General features: G+C 66.2%; 18 protein-coding genes and 1 pseudogene. 12 read left to right on the top strand and 7 right to left on the bottom strand.

The annotated features are described in order from the left end of the window. The first annotated feature begins 105 nt into the window (after window positions 1-105). The 8 genes from E4K64_RS01255 (at window position 106) to E4K64_RS01205 (ending at window position 13,065) form a co-directional block, all read left to right on the top strand. Window positions 106-474 carry a hypothetical protein gene (locus tag E4K64_RS01255; protein ID WP_135161793.1) on the top strand — a complete coding sequence of 123 codons (369 nt, stop codon included), beginning with the start codon at window positions 106-108 and terminating at the stop codon, window positions 472-474. Window positions 475-2,099: 1,625 nt separating this feature from the next. Next, complete coding sequence (locus tag E4K64_RS01235) at window positions 2,100-3,542, top strand: efflux transporter outer membrane subunit (protein WP_235884468.1); 1,443 nt, start codon at window positions 2,100-2,102, stop codon at window positions 3,540-3,542. Continuing rightward, a complete protein-coding gene (locus tag E4K64_RS01230; protein ID WP_135161790.1) occupies window positions 3,539-4,762 on the top strand; it encodes an efflux RND transporter periplasmic adaptor subunit in 1,224 nt (407 codons plus the stop codon). The genes E4K64_RS01235 and E4K64_RS01230 overlap by 4 nt, the downstream gene beginning before the upstream one ends. 1 nt (window position 4,763) lies before the next feature. Next, a complete protein-coding gene (locus E4K64_RS01225; RefSeq protein WP_135161789.1) occupies window positions 4,764-6,725 on the top strand; it encodes a MacB family efflux pump subunit in 1,962 nt (653 codons plus the stop codon). Between the two features lie 86 nt (window positions 6,726-6,811). Further along, window positions 6,812-7,525 carry a response regulator gene (locus E4K64_RS01220; protein WP_167771775.1) on the top strand — a complete coding sequence of 238 codons (714 nt, stop codon included), beginning with the start codon at window positions 6,812-6,814 and terminating at the stop codon, window positions 7,523-7,525. After that, the gene (locus tag E4K64_RS01215; protein WP_135161787.1) at window positions 7,522-8,853 is read left to right on the top strand and encodes an ATP-binding protein; all 1,332 of its coding nucleotides are present in this window, start codon (window positions 7,522-7,524) and stop codon (window positions 8,851-8,853) included. Before E4K64_RS01220 ends, E4K64_RS01215 begins: the two co-directional genes overlap by 4 nt. Before the next feature lie 58 nt (window positions 8,854-8,911). Beyond that, complete coding sequence (locus E4K64_RS01210; RefSeq protein WP_135161786.1) at window positions 8,912-10,066, top strand: MFS transporter; 1,155 nt, start codon at window positions 8,912-8,914, stop codon at window positions 10,064-10,066. 155 nt (window positions 10,067-10,221) lie between these two features. Then, window positions 10,222-13,065 carry an ATP-binding protein gene (locus E4K64_RS01205; RefSeq protein WP_135161785.1) on the top strand — a complete coding sequence of 948 codons (2,844 nt, stop codon included), beginning with the start codon at window positions 10,222-10,224 and terminating at the stop codon, window positions 13,063-13,065. Window positions 13,066-13,082: 17 nt separating this feature from the next. Here the strand turns inward: E4K64_RS01205 and msrA are convergent, their stop codons facing one another. Next, a complete protein-coding gene (gene msrA / locus E4K64_RS01200) occupies window positions 13,083-13,598 on the bottom strand; it encodes a peptide-methionine (S)-S-oxide reductase MsrA (RefSeq protein ID WP_135161784.1) in 516 nt (171 codons plus the stop codon). Window positions 13,599-13,729: 131 nt separating this feature from the next. Further along, window positions 13,730-14,152: an OsmC family protein gene (locus tag E4K64_RS01195; protein WP_135161783.1), complete on the bottom strand. Its 423-nt coding sequence runs from the start codon at window positions 14,150-14,152 to the stop codon at window positions 13,730-13,732. Window positions 14,153-14,396: 244 nt separating this feature from the next. Between E4K64_RS01195 and E4K64_RS01190 the strand changes: the two genes are divergently transcribed. After that, window positions 14,397-15,104, top strand: coding sequence for a hypothetical protein (locus E4K64_RS01190; RefSeq protein ID WP_135161782.1), 708 nt, complete (start codon window positions 14,397-14,399; stop codon window positions 15,102-15,104). 257 nt (window positions 15,105-15,361) lie between these two features. Next, window positions 15,362-15,865 (top strand): annotated as a pseudogene (locus tag E4K64_RS01185) (helix-turn-helix domain-containing protein); the annotation flags it as partial. Here the strand turns inward: E4K64_RS01185 and E4K64_RS01180 are convergent. Further along, window positions 15,793-18,114, bottom strand: coding sequence for a molybdopterin guanine dinucleotide-containing S/N-oxide reductase (locus E4K64_RS01180; RefSeq protein ID WP_135161781.1), 2,322 nt, complete (start codon window positions 18,112-18,114; stop codon window positions 15,793-15,795). The pseudogene E4K64_RS01185 and the gene E4K64_RS01180 overlap by 73 nt on opposite strands. Window positions 18,115-18,326: 212 nt before the next feature. On the opposite strand from E4K64_RS01180, the gene E4K64_RS01175 reads away from it, so the two are divergent. Beyond that, window positions 18,327-18,677 (top strand): RidA family protein, encoded by a 351-nt coding sequence (locus E4K64_RS01175; RefSeq protein ID WP_135161780.1) that lies wholly within the window; start codon window positions 18,327-18,329, stop codon window positions 18,675-18,677. A 36-nt stretch (window positions 18,678-18,713) separates the two neighbouring features. On the opposite strand, the gene E4K64_RS01170 is transcribed toward E4K64_RS01175, so the two are convergent. Both E4K64_RS01170 and E4K64_RS01165 read right to left on the bottom strand, forming a co-directional pair. After that, entirely contained in the window at window positions 18,714-18,896 is a 183-nt protein-coding gene (locus tag E4K64_RS01170) for a hypothetical protein (protein ID WP_135161779.1), read from the bottom strand. A 129-nt stretch (window positions 18,897-19,025) separates the two neighbouring features. Beyond that, window positions 19,026-19,220, bottom strand: a complete 195-nt coding sequence (locus E4K64_RS01165; RefSeq protein ID WP_135161778.1) for a hypothetical protein — start codon at window positions 19,218-19,220, stop codon at window positions 19,026-19,028. Between the two features lie 86 nt (window positions 19,221-19,306). Between E4K64_RS01165 and E4K64_RS01160 the strand changes: the two genes are divergently transcribed. Then, a complete protein-coding gene (locus E4K64_RS01160) occupies window positions 19,307-19,822 on the top strand; it encodes a YciE/YciF ferroxidase family protein (RefSeq protein WP_018318057.1) in 516 nt (171 codons plus the stop codon). 296 nt (window positions 19,823-20,118) lie between these two features. Here the strand turns inward: E4K64_RS01160 and E4K64_RS01155 are convergent, their stop codons facing one another. After that, on the bottom strand, window positions 20,119-20,976 hold the full coding sequence (locus E4K64_RS01155; protein ID WP_135161777.1) for an SDR family oxidoreductase: 858 nt from the start codon (window positions 20,974-20,976) through the stop codon (window positions 20,119-20,121). A gap of 111 nt (window positions 20,977-21,087) precedes the next feature. Next, window positions 21,088-22,023: a ubiquinone anaerobic biosynthesis protein UbiV gene (gene ubiV, locus E4K64_RS01150; RefSeq protein WP_135161776.1), complete on the bottom strand. Its 936-nt coding sequence runs from the start codon at window positions 22,021-22,023 to the stop codon at window positions 21,088-21,090. Window positions 22,024-22,040: the final 17 nt, after the last annotated feature.

Raw genomic sequence — 22,040 nt, 5'->3', positions numbered from 1 at the left:
CCCATGCAGAGGTTCAGCAACATCGCGCAACGCCGGCATTCTTTACAGTCACTTAAGCCGGTGCGAGAGGCGGCCGCATCAGGAACTCGCACAGGATGTTGTCCGATGAACGCGCTTGTCACGACCCGAGCAGTGCTGGCCGCCCTCCTCGCCTCGACCTTCGCCGCTCATCCCGCCAGCGCCGGCAAGCGCGAGCCGCAGCGGGCGACCCAGGATGCGGTTTACGAGTACGGCCCGCGCGGCCCCAATCGTTCCTACCAGTCCGGTCCGCGCACGCGCATCTATGTCAGCAAGCGGTCGTGGCTTGACGGCGGGACCGAGGTGCTCCCCGGCGAGCGCAAGTTCACCGACTACGCCTTGCCGCCCGGCGCCTCGTTCGCAGGCAGCAACAACAACCGGCCACTCGACCGGCAGCCGCTCAGCCCCGATTCGGACCTGGGTGGATTTGCGCAGCGGATTCCGATTACGTGGTGAGCGCAGTTCTCGTGTCCCGGACAAGCCGCAACGCGCAAGCGGTGCAGCGCAGAGCCGGGACCCAGGAAGCGGCACGGCAGCGCGCGGTGAGATGGGCCCCGGCCCAGCAGCGCACCGCCAAAGCGGCGCTGCGCTGCGTCCGGGGCACGCGTGGAGACTGGTACGCAAACTTCTCCTCCTCGTCATTGCGAGATGCACGCAAGTAAGTCGGCGCCTCTGCCGCACTCTCGTGTCCCGGACAAGCTGCAACGCCCTCGGCGTTGCGGCGCAGAGCCGGGACCCAGGGCGCCACGTTCCAATGCCGCGACATGGGCCCCGGCTCTGCAGCGCACCGTCGAAGGGACGCTGCGCTGCGTCCGGGGCACGCGAGCGGAGTGTGGCGCACATGCTCTCTCCCCGTCATTGCGAGGAGCCCTTGCGACGAAGCAATCCAGAATCTTTCCGCGGAGGGATTCTGGATTGCTTCCGCCTTCGCCAAGGCTTCGGCGGACAAGTCGCTGCGCTCGCAACGACGGAGGATGAGGCGATAGCTGGTCCTCCAAGTGAGGCTGTCATTCCCCGCGAAAGGCGGGGAATCCAGTACGCCGCGGCTTCTCGGTTCAATCATAGGGGCCTCTGGAATACTGGATCGCCCGCTTTCGCGGGCGATGACAGTGAGCGTGTGGAGATAGACATGCTTCGTCAGCCTCGCGGCTGAATTCGCCCGAGCTTTGCTTACGTCTCGCTACCCTCTCAAACCAAGAGGGCGCAGGGAAGGCCGGGTGCCAGCTCGCACCCGCGGTCCGCTGCGCGAAAATGCACACGCAGGAAGAACCGCACAGCAGCATACAGGTGTGGCCAATCACTCGGCCTTCCCTGCGCGGTGGTCGGACGGCTTATGCCGTGCTCTCCCGGGAGCCGAACTTTCCTTCTGGCCTCCCTCGCCCCCGCGAATTGGATGATGCAGTCTGCCCGGTTGGGCTCGCTCGCACCTTCGCAAGAGCTTGACCGTAGCAACGACGGCCAGGACCACACGGTTTTGCCGTACGCACGGCCCGCCATGTCGCCGCAGTTTTTCCAGCCCTGTCGACGAAGCCGGAAACTTACAGGCGAGACGAAGCCTAGCAGCGCCGTTCGTCCGCACGCGGCCACGGGCTCACAGGGACTACCCGCCCTGCCCGCGCCATCTCGTGCCGACGCTGCCGCGTCCACCGCAAGCCCGGCTCGCGAAATTGACGACCGCAAGATCGCCCCTCCTGGATGAGCCGGGATGGCCGACACATACGCTAAAACCGAATTTCGGTAAAGTGGAATATTTCACTTGGATGGATTGACAGAGGGCGACACAGGCACGGTGGCGAGGCCCGGGACATCAGCTCTGCGGCCTTGCCGAGACGTCCGGCAATACCTGTTTACATTCAGCAACATTCCGGCTGCCGAAAGGCCACGATCGGCCGGCTAGTGGCGGTTGCCTCGCCCTCCCCCAGAGGACCGTGGAAATCCCTCCGGACCGAGGCCCATGGATTTCAACCGATTTGATGCCGCCGTACCCGTTCGCCGCTAGTCCCCTGCCATCTGCCGAGAAGGCTCACCGTCCGCCGTTGCGTAGCCCGATGTCGCGCGCCGGATCAGCCTGCGTTGCGCTGATGCTGGGCAGCGCCCTGGCCGGCTGCGCGGTCGGGCCGGATTATGCCGGCCCGCCCAGGCTCGCCCTGCCCTCGCACTGGAGCAGCAACCCCGCCTCGCATCGGGACGCCGGCAGGCTCGATCGCTGGTGGCTGCGCTTGCGCGATCCCCTGCTCAACCGGCTGATCGAGGAGGCCGTCGAAGCCAATCCCGACGTTGCGAAGGCAAAAGCAGTGGTGCGCGAGGCGCGCGCCACGCTGCAACAGACGGCGGCCGGCCTGTTTCCGTCCGTGAGCGGCACGGCCTCGGTGACGAACAACAAGACCAGCGCCGGTTCCTCGTCCGTCCTCGTCGACAGCGCGCCCTACTCGCTTCACCAGGCCAGCTTCGATTCCAGCTGGGAGCTCGACCTGTTCGGCGGCACGCAGCGGGGCATCGAGGCGGCGCTGCGCAGCGCGCAATCCGCCGAGGAGGATCTGCGCGACAGCCTCGTCACGCTGATCGGCGACGTCGCCGCCTATTACGTCGAGGCGCGCGGCTACCAGGCGCGGATCGCGCTGGCGGAGCGGACCGCGGTCTCGCAGCGCGACACCGAAAAGCTCACCCGCAGCAAATACGAGGCCGGCAGCGGCAACGCGGTCGATCTCGCCAAAGCCACCGCGCAGGCCGCGAGCACGGAGGCCAACGTTCCGACCTATCAGGCGTCGCTTGCGGCCGACATTCACCGGCTCGGGATTCTGCTCGGGCGACCGCCCGACGGCGTCGCCTCGCTGCTGGCACGGTCCGCGCCCGTGCCGGCGCCGCGCATGCCGCTGCCCACGGGACTGCCCGCCGATCTCCTGATGAGCCGCCCCGATGTCGCCAGTGCCGAGCGCAAGCTGGCGCAGGCGACCGCCAAGATCGGCCAGGCGGAGGCCGACCGCTATCCGGCGGTGTCACTGACCGGTTCGGTCGGCACCTCGGCGATACGTGCCGGCGATCTCGCCAAATATTCGAGCCTGAGCTGGTCGGTCGGGCCCTCGATCACCGTGCCGGTGTTCGACGCGGGCAAGCGCCTGGCCACCGTCAGGATTGCGGAGGCGCAGCGCGACCAGGCGTTCGCCACATTCCATTCGACCCTGCTCACCGCACTCGAGGACGTCGAGAACGCCCTGGTCTCGCTGTCGCGCGAACGCGTGCGTGCCACCAAGCTGACGGAAGCGGCCAGGAACTACCGCGAAGCCGCACGGCTGTCGCGCTCGCTGTTCGAGACCGGCAGCGCCAGCTTCATCGACGTGCTGGACGCCGAGCGTTCGCTCTATTCGGCCGAGGATTCGCTGATCCAGAGCAAGGTATCGGCGGCCAAGGACTACATTGCGCTGGCAAAGGCGCTCGGCGGCGGCTGGTCCGATCCGGTCGACGTGTCGAGGCCGATCATCGTGGACACCAACACGGGACCTCACTTGCGAGAGACGCAGAAGTGACCGAGATCATCACCGCCAAACGCCTGAAGATCGCCGCGGCGATCGTTGCCGTCGTGGCCACCGGCGTGGTCGCGGCCACGCGCTTTCCGGGAACGTCGAGCAAGGCGCAGTCCTACATCACCGCGCAGGTCACCGTCAGCGATCTGCGCGAGGAGGTGCTCGCCAGCGGCACGCTGAAGCCGGCGCGACTGACCGCGGTCGGCGCACAGGTGTCGGGCCGGATCACCGCCCTCAACGTCCGCGTCGGCGATACGGTGAAGGCCGGCGACGTCATCGCCCAGATCGACCCCGTCACCAAGCAGAACGATCTGCGCAGCTCCGAGGCGTCGCTGAAGAACTACCGTGCGCAGAAGCTCGAGAAGGAGGCCGCGCTGGTCCTGGCCGAGGCGAACCTCGCGCGCCAGCAGGCGACACTGGCGCAACGCGCCACCTCGCGCAGCGATTTCGACAGCGCGGATTCGACCGTGCGGCAGACCCGCGCCCAGATCGCCGCCCTCGAAGCCTTGATCATGGGGGCGGAAGCCAGCGTCGAGACCGCGCGCGTGAACCTCGAATATACCCGCATCACCGCGCCGATCGACGGCACCGTGCTCGCCACCGTGGTGCAGGAGGGACAGACGGTCAACGCGGTGCAGTCGGCGCCGACCATCGTCGTGCTCGGCCAGCTCGAGACCATGACGGTACGGGCGGAGATCTCCGAGGCCGACATCGTCAAGGTCAAGCCGGGGCAATCGCTGTACTTCACCATCCTCGGCGACCAGGACCATCGCTATGAAGCGCGGCTGGAGCAGATCGAGCCGGCACCCGAATCGATCAAGAGCGACGCCAGCTTCTCCTCGACCACCACCAGTTCGAGCACGAGCTCGTCAAGCTCGACCAGCACGGCGATCTATTACATCGGCGTCTTCAACGTCCCGAACAAGCAGCTTTCGCTGCGGACCTACATGACAGCCGAGGTTCACATCGTCACGGGCGAAGCGAAGCGCGTGAAGGTGGTTCCCGCTCTCGCCGTCATGCGCAAATCGGATGGCCGCAGCACCGTCCGCACCCTCAGCGCATCCGGCGAGGTCAGTGAGCGCGAGGTCAAGACCGGCCTCAACGATCGCACGATCGTCGAGATCAGGTCCGGTCTTGACGAGGGCGAGCGGGTCGTTACCGGCGAGGCCGGCGAGCAGACCACATCGCGCGGCATGCAGGGCGGCCCGCCCGGAGGCCTCTGACATGGCCGATCCGATCATCGCACTCGAGACCGTTCGGCGGGAGTTCGCGGCCGGCGACGTCAGCGTGGTCGCGCTCGACGATGTCTCGCTGAGCATCCAGCCCGGCGAGATGGTGGCGATCATCGGCTCGTCCGGATCTGGCAAATCGACGCTGCTCAATATCCTCGGCTGCCTCGACCGCCCGACATCCGGCACCTATCGCGTCGCCGGCCAGAACGTCTCCGAGCTCGACGCCGACGCGCTGGCGGCGCTGCGCCGCGAACATTTCGGCTTCATCTTCCAGCGCTATCATCTCCTCGGCGACCTCTCGGCCGGCGAGAATGTCGAGATCCCCGCGATCTATGCCGGGATGAAGGCCCGCGAGCGCCGCGCGCGCGCCGAGCAGCTTCTCGCAAGACTCGGCGTCAGCGACCGGCGCGGCCATCGCCCGAACCAGCTCTCGGGCGGCCAGCAGCAACGGGTCTCGATCGCGCGTGCGCTGATCAACGGCGCCGAGGTCATCCTGGCGGACGAGCCCACCGGCGCGCTCGACCGGCGCAGCGGCGAGGAGGTCCTGAAGATCCTGAAGGAGCTGCATCGCGAGGGCCGGACCATCATCATCGTCACCCACGATGCCGACGTCGCCGCACGGGCCGAGCGCATCATCGAGCTGCGGGACGGCAAGATCGTCTCCGATCGCCGCACCGAGACGACCGACACTCCGGAGCGGCCTGTCGCCGTCTCCCGGATGCCGTGGGACAACGTCCCCGGCTGGTCCGGCGCCTTGCGGCGCCTGCGCGAGGCCTCGCGGATGGCGCTGGTGGCGATGGCCGCGCACCGGCTGCGCGCCTTCCTCACCATGCTCGGCATCATCATCGGCATCGCCGCGGTGTCGTCCGTGGTGGCGCTCGGCAATGCGTCCCAGCGCAAGGTGCTGTCCGACATTTCGAGCCTCGGCACCAACACGATCGAGGTGTTTCCAGGCAAGGATTTCGGCGACGCGCGCGCCGGCAAGATCAAGACGCTGGTGCTCGACGACGCCCGCGCCCTCGACCGGCAGGACTTCATTGCAGGGGTCACCCCGACGGTCTCGACCAGCACCACGGTGCGGTATCGCGGCAACGAGTCCAACGTGCTGGTGAACGGCGTCGGCGAGAGCTATTTCCAGGTCAAGGGGGCCAAGCTCGCGAAGGGCCGCCTGTTCGACACCGACGCGATCCGCAACATCGAGCGGCAGGTCGTCATCGACGACAATACCCGCAAGACGTTCTTCGCCGACGACCAGACCTCGGGGATCGGCCGCGTGATCTGGCTCGGCAAGGTGCCGTGCCGCATCGTCGGCGTGATTGCCCAGCAGCAGGGTGGGTTCGGATCGAACCAGAACCTGTCGGTCTACCTACCCTACACCACCGTGCAGGCCCAGTTCACGGGCGATCATTCGCTGCGCAGCATCCTGCTGCGGATCAGCGACGATATCTCGACCAATCTGGCGCAGGACGCGGTGACGACGATGCTGACGCTGCGGCACAACACCCGGGATTTCGTCATCCTCAACACCGACGATATCCGCCGCACTATCACCAGCACGACGCAGACGCTGGCGTTCCTGGTGGCGGCGATCGCGGTGATCTCGCTGGTCGTCGGCGGCATTGGCGTCATGAACATCATGCTGGTCTCCGTGTCGGAACGGATCAGCGAGATCGGCGTGCGCATGGCGGTCGGCGCCAGGCGCAGCGACATCCTCCAGCAATTCCTGGTGGAGGCGACCCTGATTTCGTCGATCGGCGGCATCGCCGGCATTCTCGTCGCGATGCTGCTCGGCCTTGCCATCAACCTAGCCGTGCCCGGCTTCGAGGTCAGCTATTCGACGTTCTCGATCGGCGCGGCGTTCCTGACCTCGACCGGGATCGGGGTCGCCTTCGGCTTCTTCCCGGCCCGCCGCGCCGCCTTCCTCGACCCCGTGGTGGCGCTGAGCCGCGACTGACCCTAGGATTGCCCATGACCGCAGTGCTTCGGACGCCACATTCGTCCGCAAATCGACCAACGACCGGCCCCGATGCGAATCCGACCATGACCAACGGCAGCCCGAACATCCTGATCGTCGAAGACGACAAGCCGACCCGCGACCTCATCACGCGCTATCTGCGCGATCACAGCTTCTCGGTCGACGCGGTCGCGAACGGCAAGGAGATGGACCGCCATCTCTCCCACGACCGGGTCGACCTGATCATCCTCGACCTGATGTTGCCGGGGGAGGACGGCCTGAGCCTCTGTCGTCGCCTGCGGATGGACTCCACGACGCCGGTCATCATTCTCACCGCGAAGGGCGAGGATCTCGACCGCATCCTCGGCCTCGAGATGGGCGCCGACGATTATCTGGCAAAGCCGTTCAACCCGCGCGAGCTTCTCGCCAGGATCAATGCGGTGCTGCGCCGGCGATCGAGCGGCCTCGGCGCCGGCTCCGCCCCAGCGCGTCTCACATTCCAGGGCTGGACCATCGATCTTCGCTTGCGCGAGTTGCGCGACCCGCAAGACGCGCAGGTGCCGCTGACCAGCGCCGAGTTCGATCTGCTGCAGGCCTTCTGCGAGCGGGCAGGACGCGTTCTCACCCGCGACAACCTGCTGAGCATGACGCGCGGTCGTCCCGGCGGAGGCTTCGGCCGCAGCATCGACGTGCTGGTCAGCCGGCTGCGCCGCAAGCTCGACCGTACCGAAGGCACATCCGTGATCAAGACCGTCCGCATCGGCGGCTACGTCTTCACGCCGGTGGTGGAGGAAGCATGAGCCGCGCCGCCGATATCGTCGCGCTCTTCAGCTTCAGGCGGATCAGCGGCCAGATCGCCGCCTTGATCCTGGGATCGCTGATCCTGATCCATGTCCTGATCGCCGGGTATTTTCTCCTCAACCAGCCGAAGCTGCTGGCGGACGCGTCGCTGGAGCAGATCGAGCTGATCGTGCGGATCATCGCCAACACGCCGAAGGACGAGCGCGCGCTCGTCCTCGACAGCGTCAGCCGCACCTTTCCACCGCTCAAGCTCCAATTGCGAGACGGCGCCGCGGTCTCGACCACGCCGCAGCCGGCGCGAACATCCTTGAGCGTCCCTTCCGCGCTCGGGGTCAGGGCCGAGTTCATTCGCGGCAGCGGCGCGGAGGACGAGCGCCTCTGGTTCCACCTTCCGGGCGACGACGTGCTCGAAGCCGTGATCGGATCGCCCAGGATGCCGGCCTTCGTCAGCGGCCTCTGGACCTCGACGCTGCTGTTCCTGGTGGCGAGCCTCACGCTGATGGGCGTCTGGGCCGGCCGCGCGCTCTCCTCGCCCCTGTCGGCCTTCGCGCGCGCGGCGGAGGACTTCAGCCTGAGCCGGTCCTCCGCGCCGCTGCCCGAAAACGGGCCGGAGGAGATCAAGTCCGCAGCGCGAGCGCTCAACCGGATGCGCGATCGCATCACCACGCTGATGAACGACAGAACCCGCATGCTGGCGGCCATCAGCCACGATCTGCGCACGCCGATCACGCGTCTGCGGCTGCGTTCGGAATATATCGAGGATCCGGCCCAACGCGCCCAGACCGTGCGCGACCTCGACCAGATGCAGTCGATGCTGGAATCGGTGCTGTCGCTCCTGCGCAGCGAAAGCCAGGCCAAGCCTACGCTGGTGGACGTCGCGGCGCTGCTTCAAATGGTTTGCGAGCAGTTTTCGGATTCCGGATTTGCCGTGACCTATTCCGGCCCAGACAGGGCCGCCTTCGTGCTGCGGCCCGACGAGATCATCCGCGCGGTCACCAACCTCGTCGAGAACGCGACGCGCTTCGGAACCAAGATCGACGTCGCGCTGGTGACGGTCGAGGAGCGGCTCGTCATCGACGTCTCCGACGACGGGCCCGGCATTCCCGACGAACGGAAGGCAATGATGCTGGAACCCTTCGTGCGCGGAGAGGAAGCCCGCACCATGGACGAGACGGCGGGATTTGGCCTCGGCCTCTCGATCGCGCAGGCGATCGTGACCGCGCATGAGGGAACACTCGAGCTGCTCGACAACGCGCCAAGGGGACTGCGCGTCCGCTTGCGGCTTGCGCGGGGTGCCGGCGACAATTCGCCAGCGCCTCGGCCATAAAGCTGCGGCATTTGTCGGGTCTGTCGGCCGCCCTGCCCCCGCTTTCCCGGAGATTCCATTGTCTTCTGCCGACCGGCCGGCGACACGCCTGGCGACCCGGCTTGCCTTCCTCGTTGCGGGCTTCGGCATCGCGTGCTGGGCGCCGCTGGTGCCGTTCGCGAAGACGCGGCTCGGCGTCGATGACGGCGTGCTCGGACTGCTCCTGCTCAGCCTCGGCATCGGCTCCGTCGTCGCGATGCTGCTGACCGGAGTCATAAGCGCGCGCTACGGCAGCAAGCCGATCATCATTGCGGGCGGGTTCGGTCTGGCGCTGGTCCTGCCCCTGCTCGCGGTCGCAAGCTCGCCCGCGACGCTGGCGCTGGTCCTGTTCGCGTTCGGCGCCGCGCTGGGCTCGATCGACGTCGCCATGAACATCCATGCCGTGGAGGTGGAGCGCGCCGCAAAACGCCCGCTGATGTCCGGCTTCCACGCGCTGTTCAGCATCGGGGGCTTTGCCGGATCCGCGCTGATGACGGGGCTGCTCTCGCTGCAATTCGGCCCGCTCGCCTGCACGCTGATCTGCTCCGTGTTGATGCTGATCACGATGGCCGTGACCTCGCCGCGCCTGCTCCGCTCCGTGCAGGTGCAGGAGGGCCCGCTGTTCGTGCTGCCGCACGGATCGGTGCTGCTGCTCGCGCTGCTCGGCGCCATCACCTTCCTGGTCGAGGGCGCGATGCTCGATTGGGGCGCGCTGCTCGTGATCGGCGCCGGGCTCGTCACCGAGGCACAGGGCGGAGCCGGCTACATCGTGTTCTCGATCGCGATGACGGCGGGGCGGCTCGGCGGCGATGCCGTCGTTGCGCGCATCGGAGACCGCGCGACATTGCTGTGGGGCAGCCTGATCGCGATCGCGGGTTTTGTGGTCCTGCTGACGGCGCCGGTTGCGGCGGTCGCCATCGGCGGATTCCTGCTGATCGGGCTCGGCGCCTCGAACCTCGTGCCGGTGCTCTTCCGCCGCGCCGCTCGGCAAACGGTGATGCCGACGGGCCTCGCGGTCGCGGCGATCACGACCGCGGGCTATGCAGGAATCCTGATCGGCCCTGCCGGCGTCGGCTTCGTCGCACAGCTAGGCGGATTGCCGCTGGCATTCTGGTTGCTGGCTGCGCTGATGGGCCTCGTCACGCTGTCGGCGGGCATCGTCACGAAGCATGCGTCTCGGACCATGGCGGCCTAACCCTTTCCGTCTCAGGCGTTATTTTGCTTGCCGGGCGACCCAAGCCATCCACGCAGGTCTGTCAGCCATGCGCCTTTCGGCCAGTTTACTGGTCGCCTCGTTCTGCTAGACCAGAACAAAATACCTTTTGACCCCGTCGCGGGGGGCAATGGCACGTGCCAGCTCATAACAATCAAGACTCGGTCATTTCATTCGGGCCATTTAGGCTGTTTCCAAAGTCCCGGCTCCTGGAGAGAGATGGGGAGCCGCTGCATGTCGGCGGCCGCGCGCTGGATATTCTCATCCTGCTTGCCGGGCGCCCGGGGGAGGTCGTCGACAAGAGAGAGCTGGTCAAGCGCATCTGGGCCGACGTGAATGTCGACGAGGGCAGCCTGCGCTTTCATGTCGCAGCGTTGCGCAAGGTGCTCGGCGATACCGGCAAGTCGGCCCGCTATGTCCTCAACGTGCCGGGCCGTGGCTATTGCTTCGCCGCTCCGCTCGCTGAAGCGGCACCGCCGGCGGCGCCGGCCTCCGCCGAAATCACTCCTCCCCGCTCGCTGCCCGCTCAGCTTGCGAAGATGATCGGACGCGAGGAGGTCATCGAGAAGATTTCGAACGGCCTGACGCTCCATCGCTTCATGACCGTGGTCGGCCCGGGCGGCATCGGCAAGACCGCCGTCGCCGTCGCGGTCGGGCATCGCCGCTCGGCGGATTTCGGCGGCCGCGTCTTCTTCGTCGATTTCGGTCCGCTGCGCGACGCCGGCCATGTCACGACCACCATCGCCTCCGTCCTCGGACTGGCCGTCAGCGCGGAGGATCCGACGCCGGCCATCCTGACATTTCTGAAGACCGGACCTGCCCTGCTGATCTTCGACAGTTGCGAGCATGTGCTGGACACGTTGGCTCCGATCGTGGAGCGAATCGTGCGCGAGGCACCGCAGCTTCGCGCTCTCGCAACCAGCCGCGAGTCGTTCCGCAGCGAAGGCGAGCGGATTTTCCGGCTGTTTCCGCTGGATTGTCCGCCCGAGCGCGAGCACCTCGACGTCGCCGAGGTCCTGGCCTATCCCGCCGCCCAGCTCTTCGTCGAGCGCATCGCGCAGAGCTCGGGACCGTTCCAGCTCAGCGCCGAAGAGGCGCCGCTCGTCGCCAACATCTGCCGGCGCCTCGACGGCATCGCATTGGCGATCGAGCTCGCGGCCGGCCGCGTCAACGCCTATGGCATCGCCGGCACGGCCACCCTGCTCGACAGCCGCTTTTCGCTGCAATGGCGCGGGCGGCGAACGGCCGTGCCGCGGCACCAGACGCTCGCCGCCGCGCTCGACTGGAGCTACGACCTGCTGCCGCCGGCGGAAAGCGCCGCCTTGCGGCGATTGTCGGTGTTCGCCGGCCCGTTCGCGCCGGAGGCCGCCGCCGCCGTCGCGTCGGGCGACGGTCTCAGCACCTCGGAGACGCTGGAGGCGATCGACAGCCTGATCACCAAATCGCTGATCTCGCCATCGGGCTCGCGGACGCTGCATTACCGCCTGCTCGACACCACGCGCACCTACGCGCTCGGCGAGCTCAGCGAGCTCGGCGAAGTCAGGCAATTCGCACGGCGCCATGCCGAGCATTTTTGCGACTTCTTCGAGCGCGCGGAGGCCGACAATTCGACGCCGCTTCCGGAATGGCTGAGCAGCTATGGCGGCGAGCTGGACAATGTGCGCGCGGCGCTGGACTGGGCCTTCGCGCCCGACGGCGATGCGAGGCTCGGTATCGCGCTGACGGCGACCGCAGTGACCCTGTGGGTGCGCCTTTCGCTGTTTGCCGAATGCCGCGAGCGCTGCAGAACGGCACTGGCGGCGCTCGGCGAGGACCGCGGCGACGACCACGTCCGCATGCAGCTGCTGTCGGCACTCGGCTGGTCGCTGATGTATGGCGAGGGCCGCGCGCGCGAGGCGCGGGCGATCCTCGAGACGACGCTCGAGCTCGCCGAGCGCCTCGACGACCAGGATTTCCGCCTGCGCGCGCTCTGGGGCCTGTGCATCGACCAGTTCAACAACGGGCAATTCGGCAAGGCACGGGCGCTCGCCGACCGCTTCGCGAACGCTGCCGCGCACTCACCCGACAACACCGATCTCATGCTCGGCGACCGCCTGACGGCCGTCGCGCTGCATTATCTGGGAGACCAGAACGAGGCGCGCCAGCGCATCGACCGGGTCAACGCCTCGCTGCATGTGCTGGTCGCCAAGCCGAAGATCTTCCCGCTCGACCTCCGGATTTCGACGCAATATTTCCGGGCCCGCATCCTGTGGCTGCAGGGCTTCGCCGATCAGGCCCGGGCGCTCGCCGCCGACAACATCGAGCAAGGCCGAGCCAACGGCCATGCGCTGACCTTCTGTAGCGTGCTGGGGCAGGCCGCCTGCCCGATCGCGTTCTGGTCCGGCGATTTCGATGCCGCGGAGCGCCACGGCACCGAGCTGCTCGAGCACACCGAACGCCACGCGATCCGGCTCTGGGGCCTGTGGGCACGCGCCTTCAACGCCGCAGTCATGGCCAGGCGCGGCGACGTCGCGACAGGCCTGCCGCTGCTGCGCGACGAGCTCAATCGCGCCGGCGACGCGCGCTTCCTGCCGCGCTTTCTCCCGCTGCTCGGCGAGCTCGCCGCATGTTTCCTGGAGGCCGGCCAGATTGACCGTGGCCTCGAAATGATCGAGGACGTCCTCGCCCGCTGCAACGAGCGGCAGGAACTCTGGTATCTGCCAGAGCTGATCCGCATCAAGGGAGAATTGATGCTCAGAGCCGCGCGGCACTCGGGGGACGCCGAAGCGCGCTTTCGCGAGGGAATCGACATTGCTCTCCGGCAGGGCGCGCGCTTCTGGCAGCTGCGCTGCGCAACCAGTCTCGCGCGGCTCTTGGTCGACGCAGGCCAGCGCGCGGACGCCCTGGCGGTTCTGAAGAACGTCACCGGATCCTTCGCCGGAGGATCCGATATCTCCGACATGCGCATGGCCCGCGAGCTGACGGCGCAATTGCGCGCCTGACGTCACGCGGCCGAAATTTAGCCTCCGACGGCAGCCGCGCGGCGCGGCAGCTTCCAGCCGGGCCGGATGAAGTGGCAGGTGTAGCCGTCCGGATAACGTTCGAGATAATCCTGGTGCTCCGGCTCGGCCTCCCAGAATTCGCCAGCGGGCGCGACCTCGGTCACGACCTTGCCCGGCCAAAGGCCCGACGCCTCGACGTCGGCGATGGTGTCTTCGGCGATCCTTTTCTGTTCGTCGCTGGTGTAGAAGATCGCCGAGCGGTAGCTCGTGCCCAGATCATTGCCCTGGCGATTGAGCGTGGTGGGATCGTGGATCTGGAAGAAGAACTCCAGCATGGTCCGAAAACTGGTCCTTGCGGGATCGAACATGATCTCGATCGCCTCGGCGTGGCCTTCGTGATTGCGGTAGGTGGCGTTCTTGACGTGTCCGCCGGTGTAGCCGACGCGGGTGGAGATCACGCCCGGCTGCTTGCGGATCAGATCCTGCATGCCCCAGAAGCAGCCTCCGGCCAAAACTGCGCGCTCTGTCGTCATCTGTCCGCTCCCGATTGCTTTCCGTTCTGCATCTGCCGCAACATAAGCTTTCGGCCGCCCGGCCGAAAGCCATGCCTTGCACGCGTGTCCGGCCGGTTCCCAGAACCGTGGACCCGAAACAAGCGCCCGCCCTAGCCCAGCTTGGCGTCGAGCGTGATCGCGGCGTTCAGCACCTTCGACACCGGGCAGTTCTTCTCGGCCTCGCCGGCGATCTTGGCAAAGGCTGCGTCGTCGAGGTTCGGCACCTTGGCCCGCAGGGTCAGCGCGGACTTGCTGATCTTGAAGCCCTTGCCTTCGGGCTCGAGGGTCACGGCGGCTTCGGTCGAGAGCTCGTCCGGCGTGAAACCGGCCATCTGAAGCCCGAAGGCCAGCGCCATCGTAAAGCAGCCTGCATGGGCCGCCGCGATCAACTCCTCGGGATTGGTGCCCTTCTCGTTCTCGAAGCGGGTCTTGAACGAATAGGGCGTCTGCGCCAGCACGCCGGATTCGCTTGTGAGGTGGCCCGTGCCGTCGCGACCGGTGCCCTTCCAGACTGCCGTTGCCTTGCGGATCATCTCAAGTTCTCCCTGTGTGATTTCAGCACCGGCGCTTCGTACCGAAGGAAGGCGACATTGGCGTGGCGGGCGAGCAGGCCCGCGATCCGATCGCCGCATCAAATCTGCTGATGCGCCTTGAATTGAGAGTATCTTCAACAGGATGCCGTCGCCCGCCCCGCTCGCAAGTCCTAACAAATTCTAACACGCCAAGCCGCATACGCCCCGCCATGGTGGAGACGCTGCACGGTGGACATGGCGGGACATGGCGCTTCTTGATGACGTGATCGATGCCAGCGGCGGAATGGCCCGCTGGAACAGCTTGAAGCGATTCACGCTCCACCTTTCCGTTGGCGGGTCGCTGTTCTCCAGTGCCGGACACGCCCGGGAATTCAAGGATGTGACCGCGGAGGGCTCGACCCACACCCAATCGCTCCGCTTCACCGGCATCACGGGAGGCGAACGTTCCGGCTCCTTTCAACCCGACGCCATCACCATCGAGAAGCTGGATGGTGAAGTGCTGCAGGCCTGGAGCAACCCCGTCCTTTCGTTTGCCGAGGCCGGCTCGTCTGCGCTTGCGGACGAGCTGCATCTCGTCTTCTTCTGCGGCGTCGCGATCTGGACTTGCCTGACGATTCCATTCCTGCTTGCGCACCCCGATGTCGTGACCGAGGAGCTGTCACCTTGGCAGGACAGCACTGAAACCTGGCGCCGGCTACGGGCGCAATTCCCGGCGCACCTGATCACGCTGGCCTCGGAGCAGATCTTTTATTTCGACCAGAGCGGCCTGCAGCGGCGCACGGATCACGCGCTGTTCGGGATGAAGATCGCACACGCCTCCTGGGCACATGACAGTTTTGGCGGCATCGTGCTGCCGACGCTCCGACGCATTCAGACCTTGCAGCCGGATGGAACCGTGACCGCCAAGCCCGTGCTGATGGATGTCGAAATATTCGACGCCGTGTTCGAGTAACGCCTGTGATTCCGGGAGTGGATCGAATTTTCAGCATCGAAATGACGAGCTCTGCGGCGGGCTGTCGCACCCGGTCGCACAAAATCTAACAGATCCTCATCACCCCTAACGAGAGTCCTGGTCCGCTCGGGTCTATCCTCCGAGCATGGAAAGCATTGGTTTGCGCGGTGCCGGGCGTCGCAAACAGCGGCGAAGCCAGGAAGGGACGAGCGATGTCGAACAATCTGCAGGCGGCGCAGGCCGATGGTCCGGCCCGAGCACGGATGGAATCGCCGCGCGTCGGGGTCAATGCCCTGCCGAAATGGCGACTGCGGCGGGTCGAGCAACATATCGCCGATCATTTCGGCCGTTGCATCAGCCTGGCTGAGCTTGCCCATGTCGCCGGCCTGTCCAGGATGCATTTTGCGGCACAATTCCGCACCGCGACCGGCTACCGACCCCGCGAATATCTGCTCCGTCACCGGACCGAGCATGCGAAGACGCTGCTTGCGACCACAGAGCGTCCATTGGCGGAGATCGCGCTGGCGGTCGGCTTCAGCACACAGGCGCATTTTTCGACCGTCTTCAAGCGCATCAGCGGCGAGTCTCCGGCGCGCTGGCGCCTTGCCGGCAAAGGCAAACGGCTCGCGGTCGAAGCGCCTCCACCGCGTCGTCCTGCCCCGGAGGGCAACTGGGTCGCCGGCGCTCCCTATGCCGGATCGAACGCGCGGATCGGCGGCAGATTGCCGGTGAACTTCTCCACCTCGACCGTCGTCAGCTGACCGGTGCAGCCCTGCGCCAGGGACGAGGTGCCGACGTCGCGGGTGAGCACGTTGGGATTGCCGTGAACGCAGAGCGGTGCCTCTTCTTCCGGATCCATCGGATCGTACCAGGCACCGGTGGGAAGCTGCACGACGCCGGGCGCGATGCCGTCGGTGACGTGCACCGCGGCAAGGCAGGCGCCGCGCGCGTTGAACAGGCGGATGATGTCGCCATCCCTGATGCCGCGCGTGTCCGCGTCAACCGGGTTCATGCGGGCGACCTCGCGGCCGCGATGCTTGGCGGCCAGCGAATGACCGCCGAAATCGAGCTGGCTGTGCAGGCGCGTCACCGGTTGGTTGGCGACGAGGAAGCACGGCGAGCCGGGCTTCGGCATGTCGGACTTCTCCAGCCAGACCGGATGCCCCGGACAATCGGCATCGCCATGGGCCGCGATCTTCGCCGAATAAATCTCGATGCGGCCGCTCGGCGTCGGCAGCGCGTGATTGACGGGATCCTCACGGAAACGACGCAGCCGGCCGCCGTCATCGGGCTGCTGCGGCACGACCAGGCTGCCGCGCGTCCAGAATTCGTCGAAACTCGGCGCCTCCAGGCCGCGCTTGGCGAGCGAGGCGCGGGTCGGCTCGTAGAGATGCTCCAGCCATTGCCGCGACGTGCGCCCCTCGGTGAAGGGTTCGCGGGCCCCTAAACGCTCGGCGAGATCGGCGAAGATATCGTAATCGTCGCGGGCAAGCCCAAACGGCTCTGCGATCCTGTGCATGGCGACCATGAGGGGATCGTTGGTGGAATAACCGATGTCCTCGCGCTCGAGCGTCATCGTCGCGGGCAGCACGATGTCGGCGTGCCGGGCCGTGGCGGTCCAGGCCAGCTCGTGCACGACGAACGTATCGAGTTGCGCAAAGGCCTTGCGCAGGCGGTTGATATCCTGGTGATGATGGAAGGGATTGCCGCCGGCCCAATAGACGAGACGGATATCCGGATAGGTGCGCGTCTCGCCATTGTAGCGATAGGTGGTGCCGGGACCCAGCAGCATGTCGGCGATGCGGGCCACCGGAATGAAATCGGCGACGCCGTTGCGGCCCTGCCCCAGCGTCGGCCCCGGCACGTCGTTGACGCGGCGGCCGTAATAGCCGATCGCCCCAAGCGAATAGGCGTAGCCGCCGCCGGGAAGGCCGATCTGGCCGAGGGCTGCCGCCAGCACCATGCCCATCCACACCGGCTGCTCGCCATGCTCGGCGCGCTGCAGCGAATGCGAGACGGTGATCAGCGCCCGCTTTCCGGCGAGCCGGCGCGCAAGCTTTCGGATCGTGTCGGCCGCGACGCCTGAGATCGCCGCAGCCCATTCGGCATGCTTGGCTTGCCCATCGCTTTCGCCGGTGAGATAGCGCAGGAAGACCGGCCAGCCTTCGGTGTAGCGATCGAGGAAGGCCTGATCGTGCAGCCCCTCAGTCACCAGCGTGTGGACAATGCCGAGCATCAAGGCGGTATCGGTGCCGGGCACGCAACTCATCCATTCCGCACCAGCTTCCACCGGCAGATCGTCACGCAGCGGGCTGACCAGGATGAATTCGCACCCGCGCAGCCGCGCCGCTGCCATCGCGCCGCGCTCGACGTGCTTGCTGATCGAGCCGCCGGCCACCATGGAGTTCTTCAGCGCCATGCCGCCGAAGGCCAGCACGATCTCGGTCTCGGCCGCGATCTGCTCCCAGGTGACGTTGCGCTTGGTGATGTCCTCGTAGCCCGCCAGAATCTGCGGCAGCAGCACCGAGGACGCACCCGACGAATAGGTGTTCACCGAGCGCACATAGCCGCCCATCGCGATGTTGAGGAAGCGATGCACCTGGCTCTGGGCGTGATGAAAGCGCCCGGCACTCGACCAGCCATAGGAGCCGCCGAACACGGCGCCCGGCCCGCGCGTATCGCGGATGCGGCCGAGCTCGTCGCCGAGCAAATCGAGCGCCTTCTCCCAGCTCACCGGGACGAACTCGTCGCGGCCGCGGCGATTGTCGGGGCCCGGCCCGCGCTCGAGCCAGCCGCGGCGGATCGCCGGCTGGGCGATGCGCGCCTGGTGGCGGAGCGCACCGGGAAAATTGTCGATGATGCCGTTCGGATCGGGGTCGCCCGCATAGGCCCTGACCTCGAGGCCGGCAGCGCCCTGACGCGCGGAAAACACGCCCCAATGCGAGGTGTGCGGCCTGAAGCCGTCCGACAGGTCAAGACCGGGGTCGGGAAAGCCAATCGTATCGTCCATCATGTGTTCCTTGTTCCGGCACGAGGTGGCAGTATACCGATCATGCCGGGATGTCGTCGAGATCAGCGCCGACAGAAACGCCGGGCTGTCCTGCGCGAGGGCGGGCTGGCAACCCTCGCCGGACCACGCGACTGCGATTCGCAGACGCCGGCGCTCGCGTTTGCCCGGAATGTGCGATATGCCGCTGCTCTCACAGCGACAACGGACTCCTCATGATCAAACGCGTCTTGCCGTACGAAGGTCTGCTCCACGAAGTGGTCGAGCACAATGGCGTGCTTTACATCGGCGGCATCGTCCCCGAGGACACCAGCCTCGGTATGTCGGGCCAGGCCAACGACGTGCTCACCCAATTGACGCAACTGTTGAAGACCCTCGGATCCGATCCAGCCCACGTCTTGCAGGTGACGATCTACATGGCTGATCTCAAGGAGAAGGCAGAGTTCAACGCGGCCTGGAAAGCGCACTTTGCAGAAGCTCATCTGCCGGCACGTGCCGCAATCGGCGTGGCCGACCTCGGTCCGGGCGTCAAGCTCGAGATGACGGCCATTGCCGCCCGGCCATAGCGGCGCGCCAACGCCCGGCGCCGGGGCTCGCCGGCATCATCCACGTGCGCAGCAATCGACCAGCAGCTGCCAGATCCGCTGCGTCTCGCCTCTCTCGTGCCCGTCCGGCACCTTCTCGGCGCCGGGCTGACCATATCCGACGATGGTGTGCGTTTCGCGAGGCACGATCCATCGTTCCGAGATCGGGTCGTACCATTTTCCGATGTTCACCTCAGTCACGGCGATCAACTCACAGATCTGATCAACGGTCCGCGATGCGCCTGCCGCGGCCTGATTCAGAAGCCATTCGGCGACACGTCACTCAGTTTTACCAATCATGAGCCCGCACGATCGTTCCGTTTTCCTGCATCATCCCGGCCGAGCCGGATGAAGCGTGCGCGGATGCCGCTCGTGCAGCAGCCGGGCGAGATCCTCGCGCTCGGTCTCGCGTCCCTTCATGGCGGTCTCGAACAGCGCTTCCTGGATGTCGCGAGGCATGTCGCCCCAAACGTCCATCGCCGCGCGTCCGAGCAAGCCCGCAAGATGATCAATTCCATCGTTCATTCGGCCCTCCTGGTCTGGACACGGAATGGAACAGCTGCCGCCGTGGAGCGTTCCACTGCCATCATTGTGAAAAGGAGGCGTCATTTATGGGTTTCTTCACCAAGGACATCAAATCGATGGAAGACCTGCTGCTGCACGGGCTGCAGGACATCTACTACGCGGAGCAGCAGATCCTGAAAGCGCTGCCGAAGATGATCGACAAGGCGACCAACAGGGATCTCGCCGCCGGCCTGAAGGCGCATCTGGACGAGACCAACAAGCAGGTCGAACGGCTCGACAAAGTGTTCGCCAAGCTCGGCAAGGAGCCCAGCGGCACGCAATGTCCGGCCATCGACGGCCTCATCGAGGAAGCCGACGCGACCGCCGGTGAGATCGAGGACAAGGCCGTGCTCGACGCCGCGATCGTCGCCAACGCGCAGGCTGTGGAGCACTACGAAATATGCCGCTACGGCACGCTGATCGCCTGGGCAGAAGAGCTCGGCCACGACGACATCGTGCGCTTCCTCACGACCAATTTGAACGAGGAGAAGGCGGCCAACACCAAGCTGAACACGGTGGCGCTGCGCAAGGGCGTCAACGCCAAGGCGTCCAACGCCGCCTGATCGATTTGCCGAGACGGACGTGGCGGCCCCGGCCTCCGGCGCCGCCACGATCCTGCTAGAGCGGAATGCGAAACATGCCCCGCGCGCCGCAGGGCTAGTGCGTATGAGGCGATCTCGCCTGTGGCCATTCTTCGAGACGCCCGCCGTTGGCGGCCCTCATGATGAAGACTGGGTGGCGCGGCAATCGTTTCGACAAGCACGAATGCTGCTTAGCTTCATCCTGAGGAGGCCGCGAAGCGGTCGTCTCGAAGGACGAGGCGTGCGCTCAGATCTCAACACGCTCCAGGCGCGTTCGATCAGATGAACGGCTTCCCGCCGGTGACGGCGAGCGTCGCTCCCGAAGTGTAGCTCGAGAGCGGATCGGCCAGCATGACATAGGCGGTTGCGAGCTCGGCCGGCTGGCCGGCGCGCTGCATCGGGACCTGCTTGCCGAAGTTCTTGACCCTTTCCTCCGACATGGTCGACGGGATCAGCGGCGTCCAGATCGGACCCGGGGCCACCGCGTTGACCCGAATGCCCTTCTCGGCCAGCATCTGGGCAAGCCCACCCGTAAAATTCTGAATGGCGCCCTTGGTCGTGGCGTAAGCCAGCAGCGTTGGGTTTGGCATGTCCGAGTTCACCGACGCCGTGTTGATGATCGCAGCGCCCGGCCGCATATGAGGGACGGCCGCCTTGGTCAGATAGAACATGGCGTGGATGTTGGTCGCGAACGTGCGCTGCCATTCTTCGTCGCTGATGTCGGCGATGTCCTTGAACGTGGCCTGATGCGCCGCATTGTTGACCAGGATATCGATGCCGCCGAGCTCCTCCACAGTGCGACGCACGACCGACCGGCAGTGATCGGGATTGCTGATATCGCCGGGGATCAGGACGACCTTGCGTCTCTCCCGCTCCACCAGCGCCTTGACCTCGGCCGCATCCTCGTCCTCGTTCAGATAAGAGATGACGATGTCGGCACCTTCACGCGCATAGGCGATCGCGACCGCACGGCCGATGCCGCTGTCGCCGCCGGTGATCAGCGCCTTTTTTCCGGCCAGGCGTCCGGCGCCCTTGTAACTTTCCTCGCCGTGGTCCGGCCGAGGCCGCATCGCCCGCGTCGAACCAGGCATCGGTTGCTGCTGCGGTGGATAGGGAGGCTTTGGATAATCGGTCATGGACAACTCCCGGGAAGTTTGCTGCGCTAACGGAGCGCCGCCGAAACTGTTCCTGGCGATTTCCTGGCGATTTCCTGGGATTATCCGGACGAAGCCCTAGCTCTATCCGGATTAGACGGCCCCGATCTGCGACACCGGGCCGTGCGCATCCCCCGATCGGGCCTGACGATAGAGGTGACCCGGCTCCGCCCACAGGAACCCATTCGAAAACGGCACACCAGGATAGGCCGCCGCAAGCCGGCGGTTGCCGCCGTCGACATCGTCGCGACCGTCGAGCACGTCGCGAAAGGTCCTGGCGACGGCGACCATGTCGCAATCCTGCGGCGACAGGCGCAGCGAGCCGACATTGCTCTCGCGCAACAGGCCGGCCTCCCCAAGCAGATTGGCGCAGGTGTGAGACAGGGTCTGCACGCCGTTGATGGTCAGAAAATCCTGCTGCTCCAGCGTGTTCAGAATCAGACCATCCGGATCCTTCTCACAGACGAAGCGGCAATTATCCTTGGCGAGCTTGTGAAGGCGCGCATGATAGCAGCGGGCGGAGATCGCCAGCGGCACCCTGCCGAACGCGAACAGCTCGATCGTGACATCGGGAACGGCCTTCGCGATCGCCGCCACCGAGACCAGCGGCAACTCGGGCGGCAGGCAGATGCGCTCCGCCCCCTGCGCGGCGTGAAAGGCCGCGCTCGCCTCGTTGTAGATGTTGACGAAGGGCCCGATGGCATGCGGCCGGCCTGCGAGCGCCCTGAGACAGGTCAGATCGTTCACCTCGACCAGCACGCCTTCGGCCGAAGCGAGCTCTTCGGTCTGGCGGCGCTCGCGCCGCAGCGAGACCAGGATCAGCGAGCCCAGCAGCACCTGCTTGCCTGCCTTCTGCAGCCGTTCGACCACGGCCGGGATGTGGTCGGCGATGAACGGCGACCGTTTCGAGCAGACGACCTCGCCGACCGATACGACGTCGACCGGCGCTTCGTCGGCGATACGGAAATAGAAGTCGCGCCAGCGTTCCGGCGCCCAATTGTACAGAACTGGACCGAGGCTGAGCTGCATCGCTGGATCTCACATAT

Source organism: Bradyrhizobium frederickii, assembly GCF_004570865.1.
Classification (GTDB): Bacteria; Pseudomonadota; Alphaproteobacteria; order Rhizobiales; family Xanthobacteraceae; genus Bradyrhizobium; species Bradyrhizobium frederickii.
Note: the sequence above shows the minus strand (reverse complement) of the source record. Positions and strands in the feature narration are given on the sequence as shown.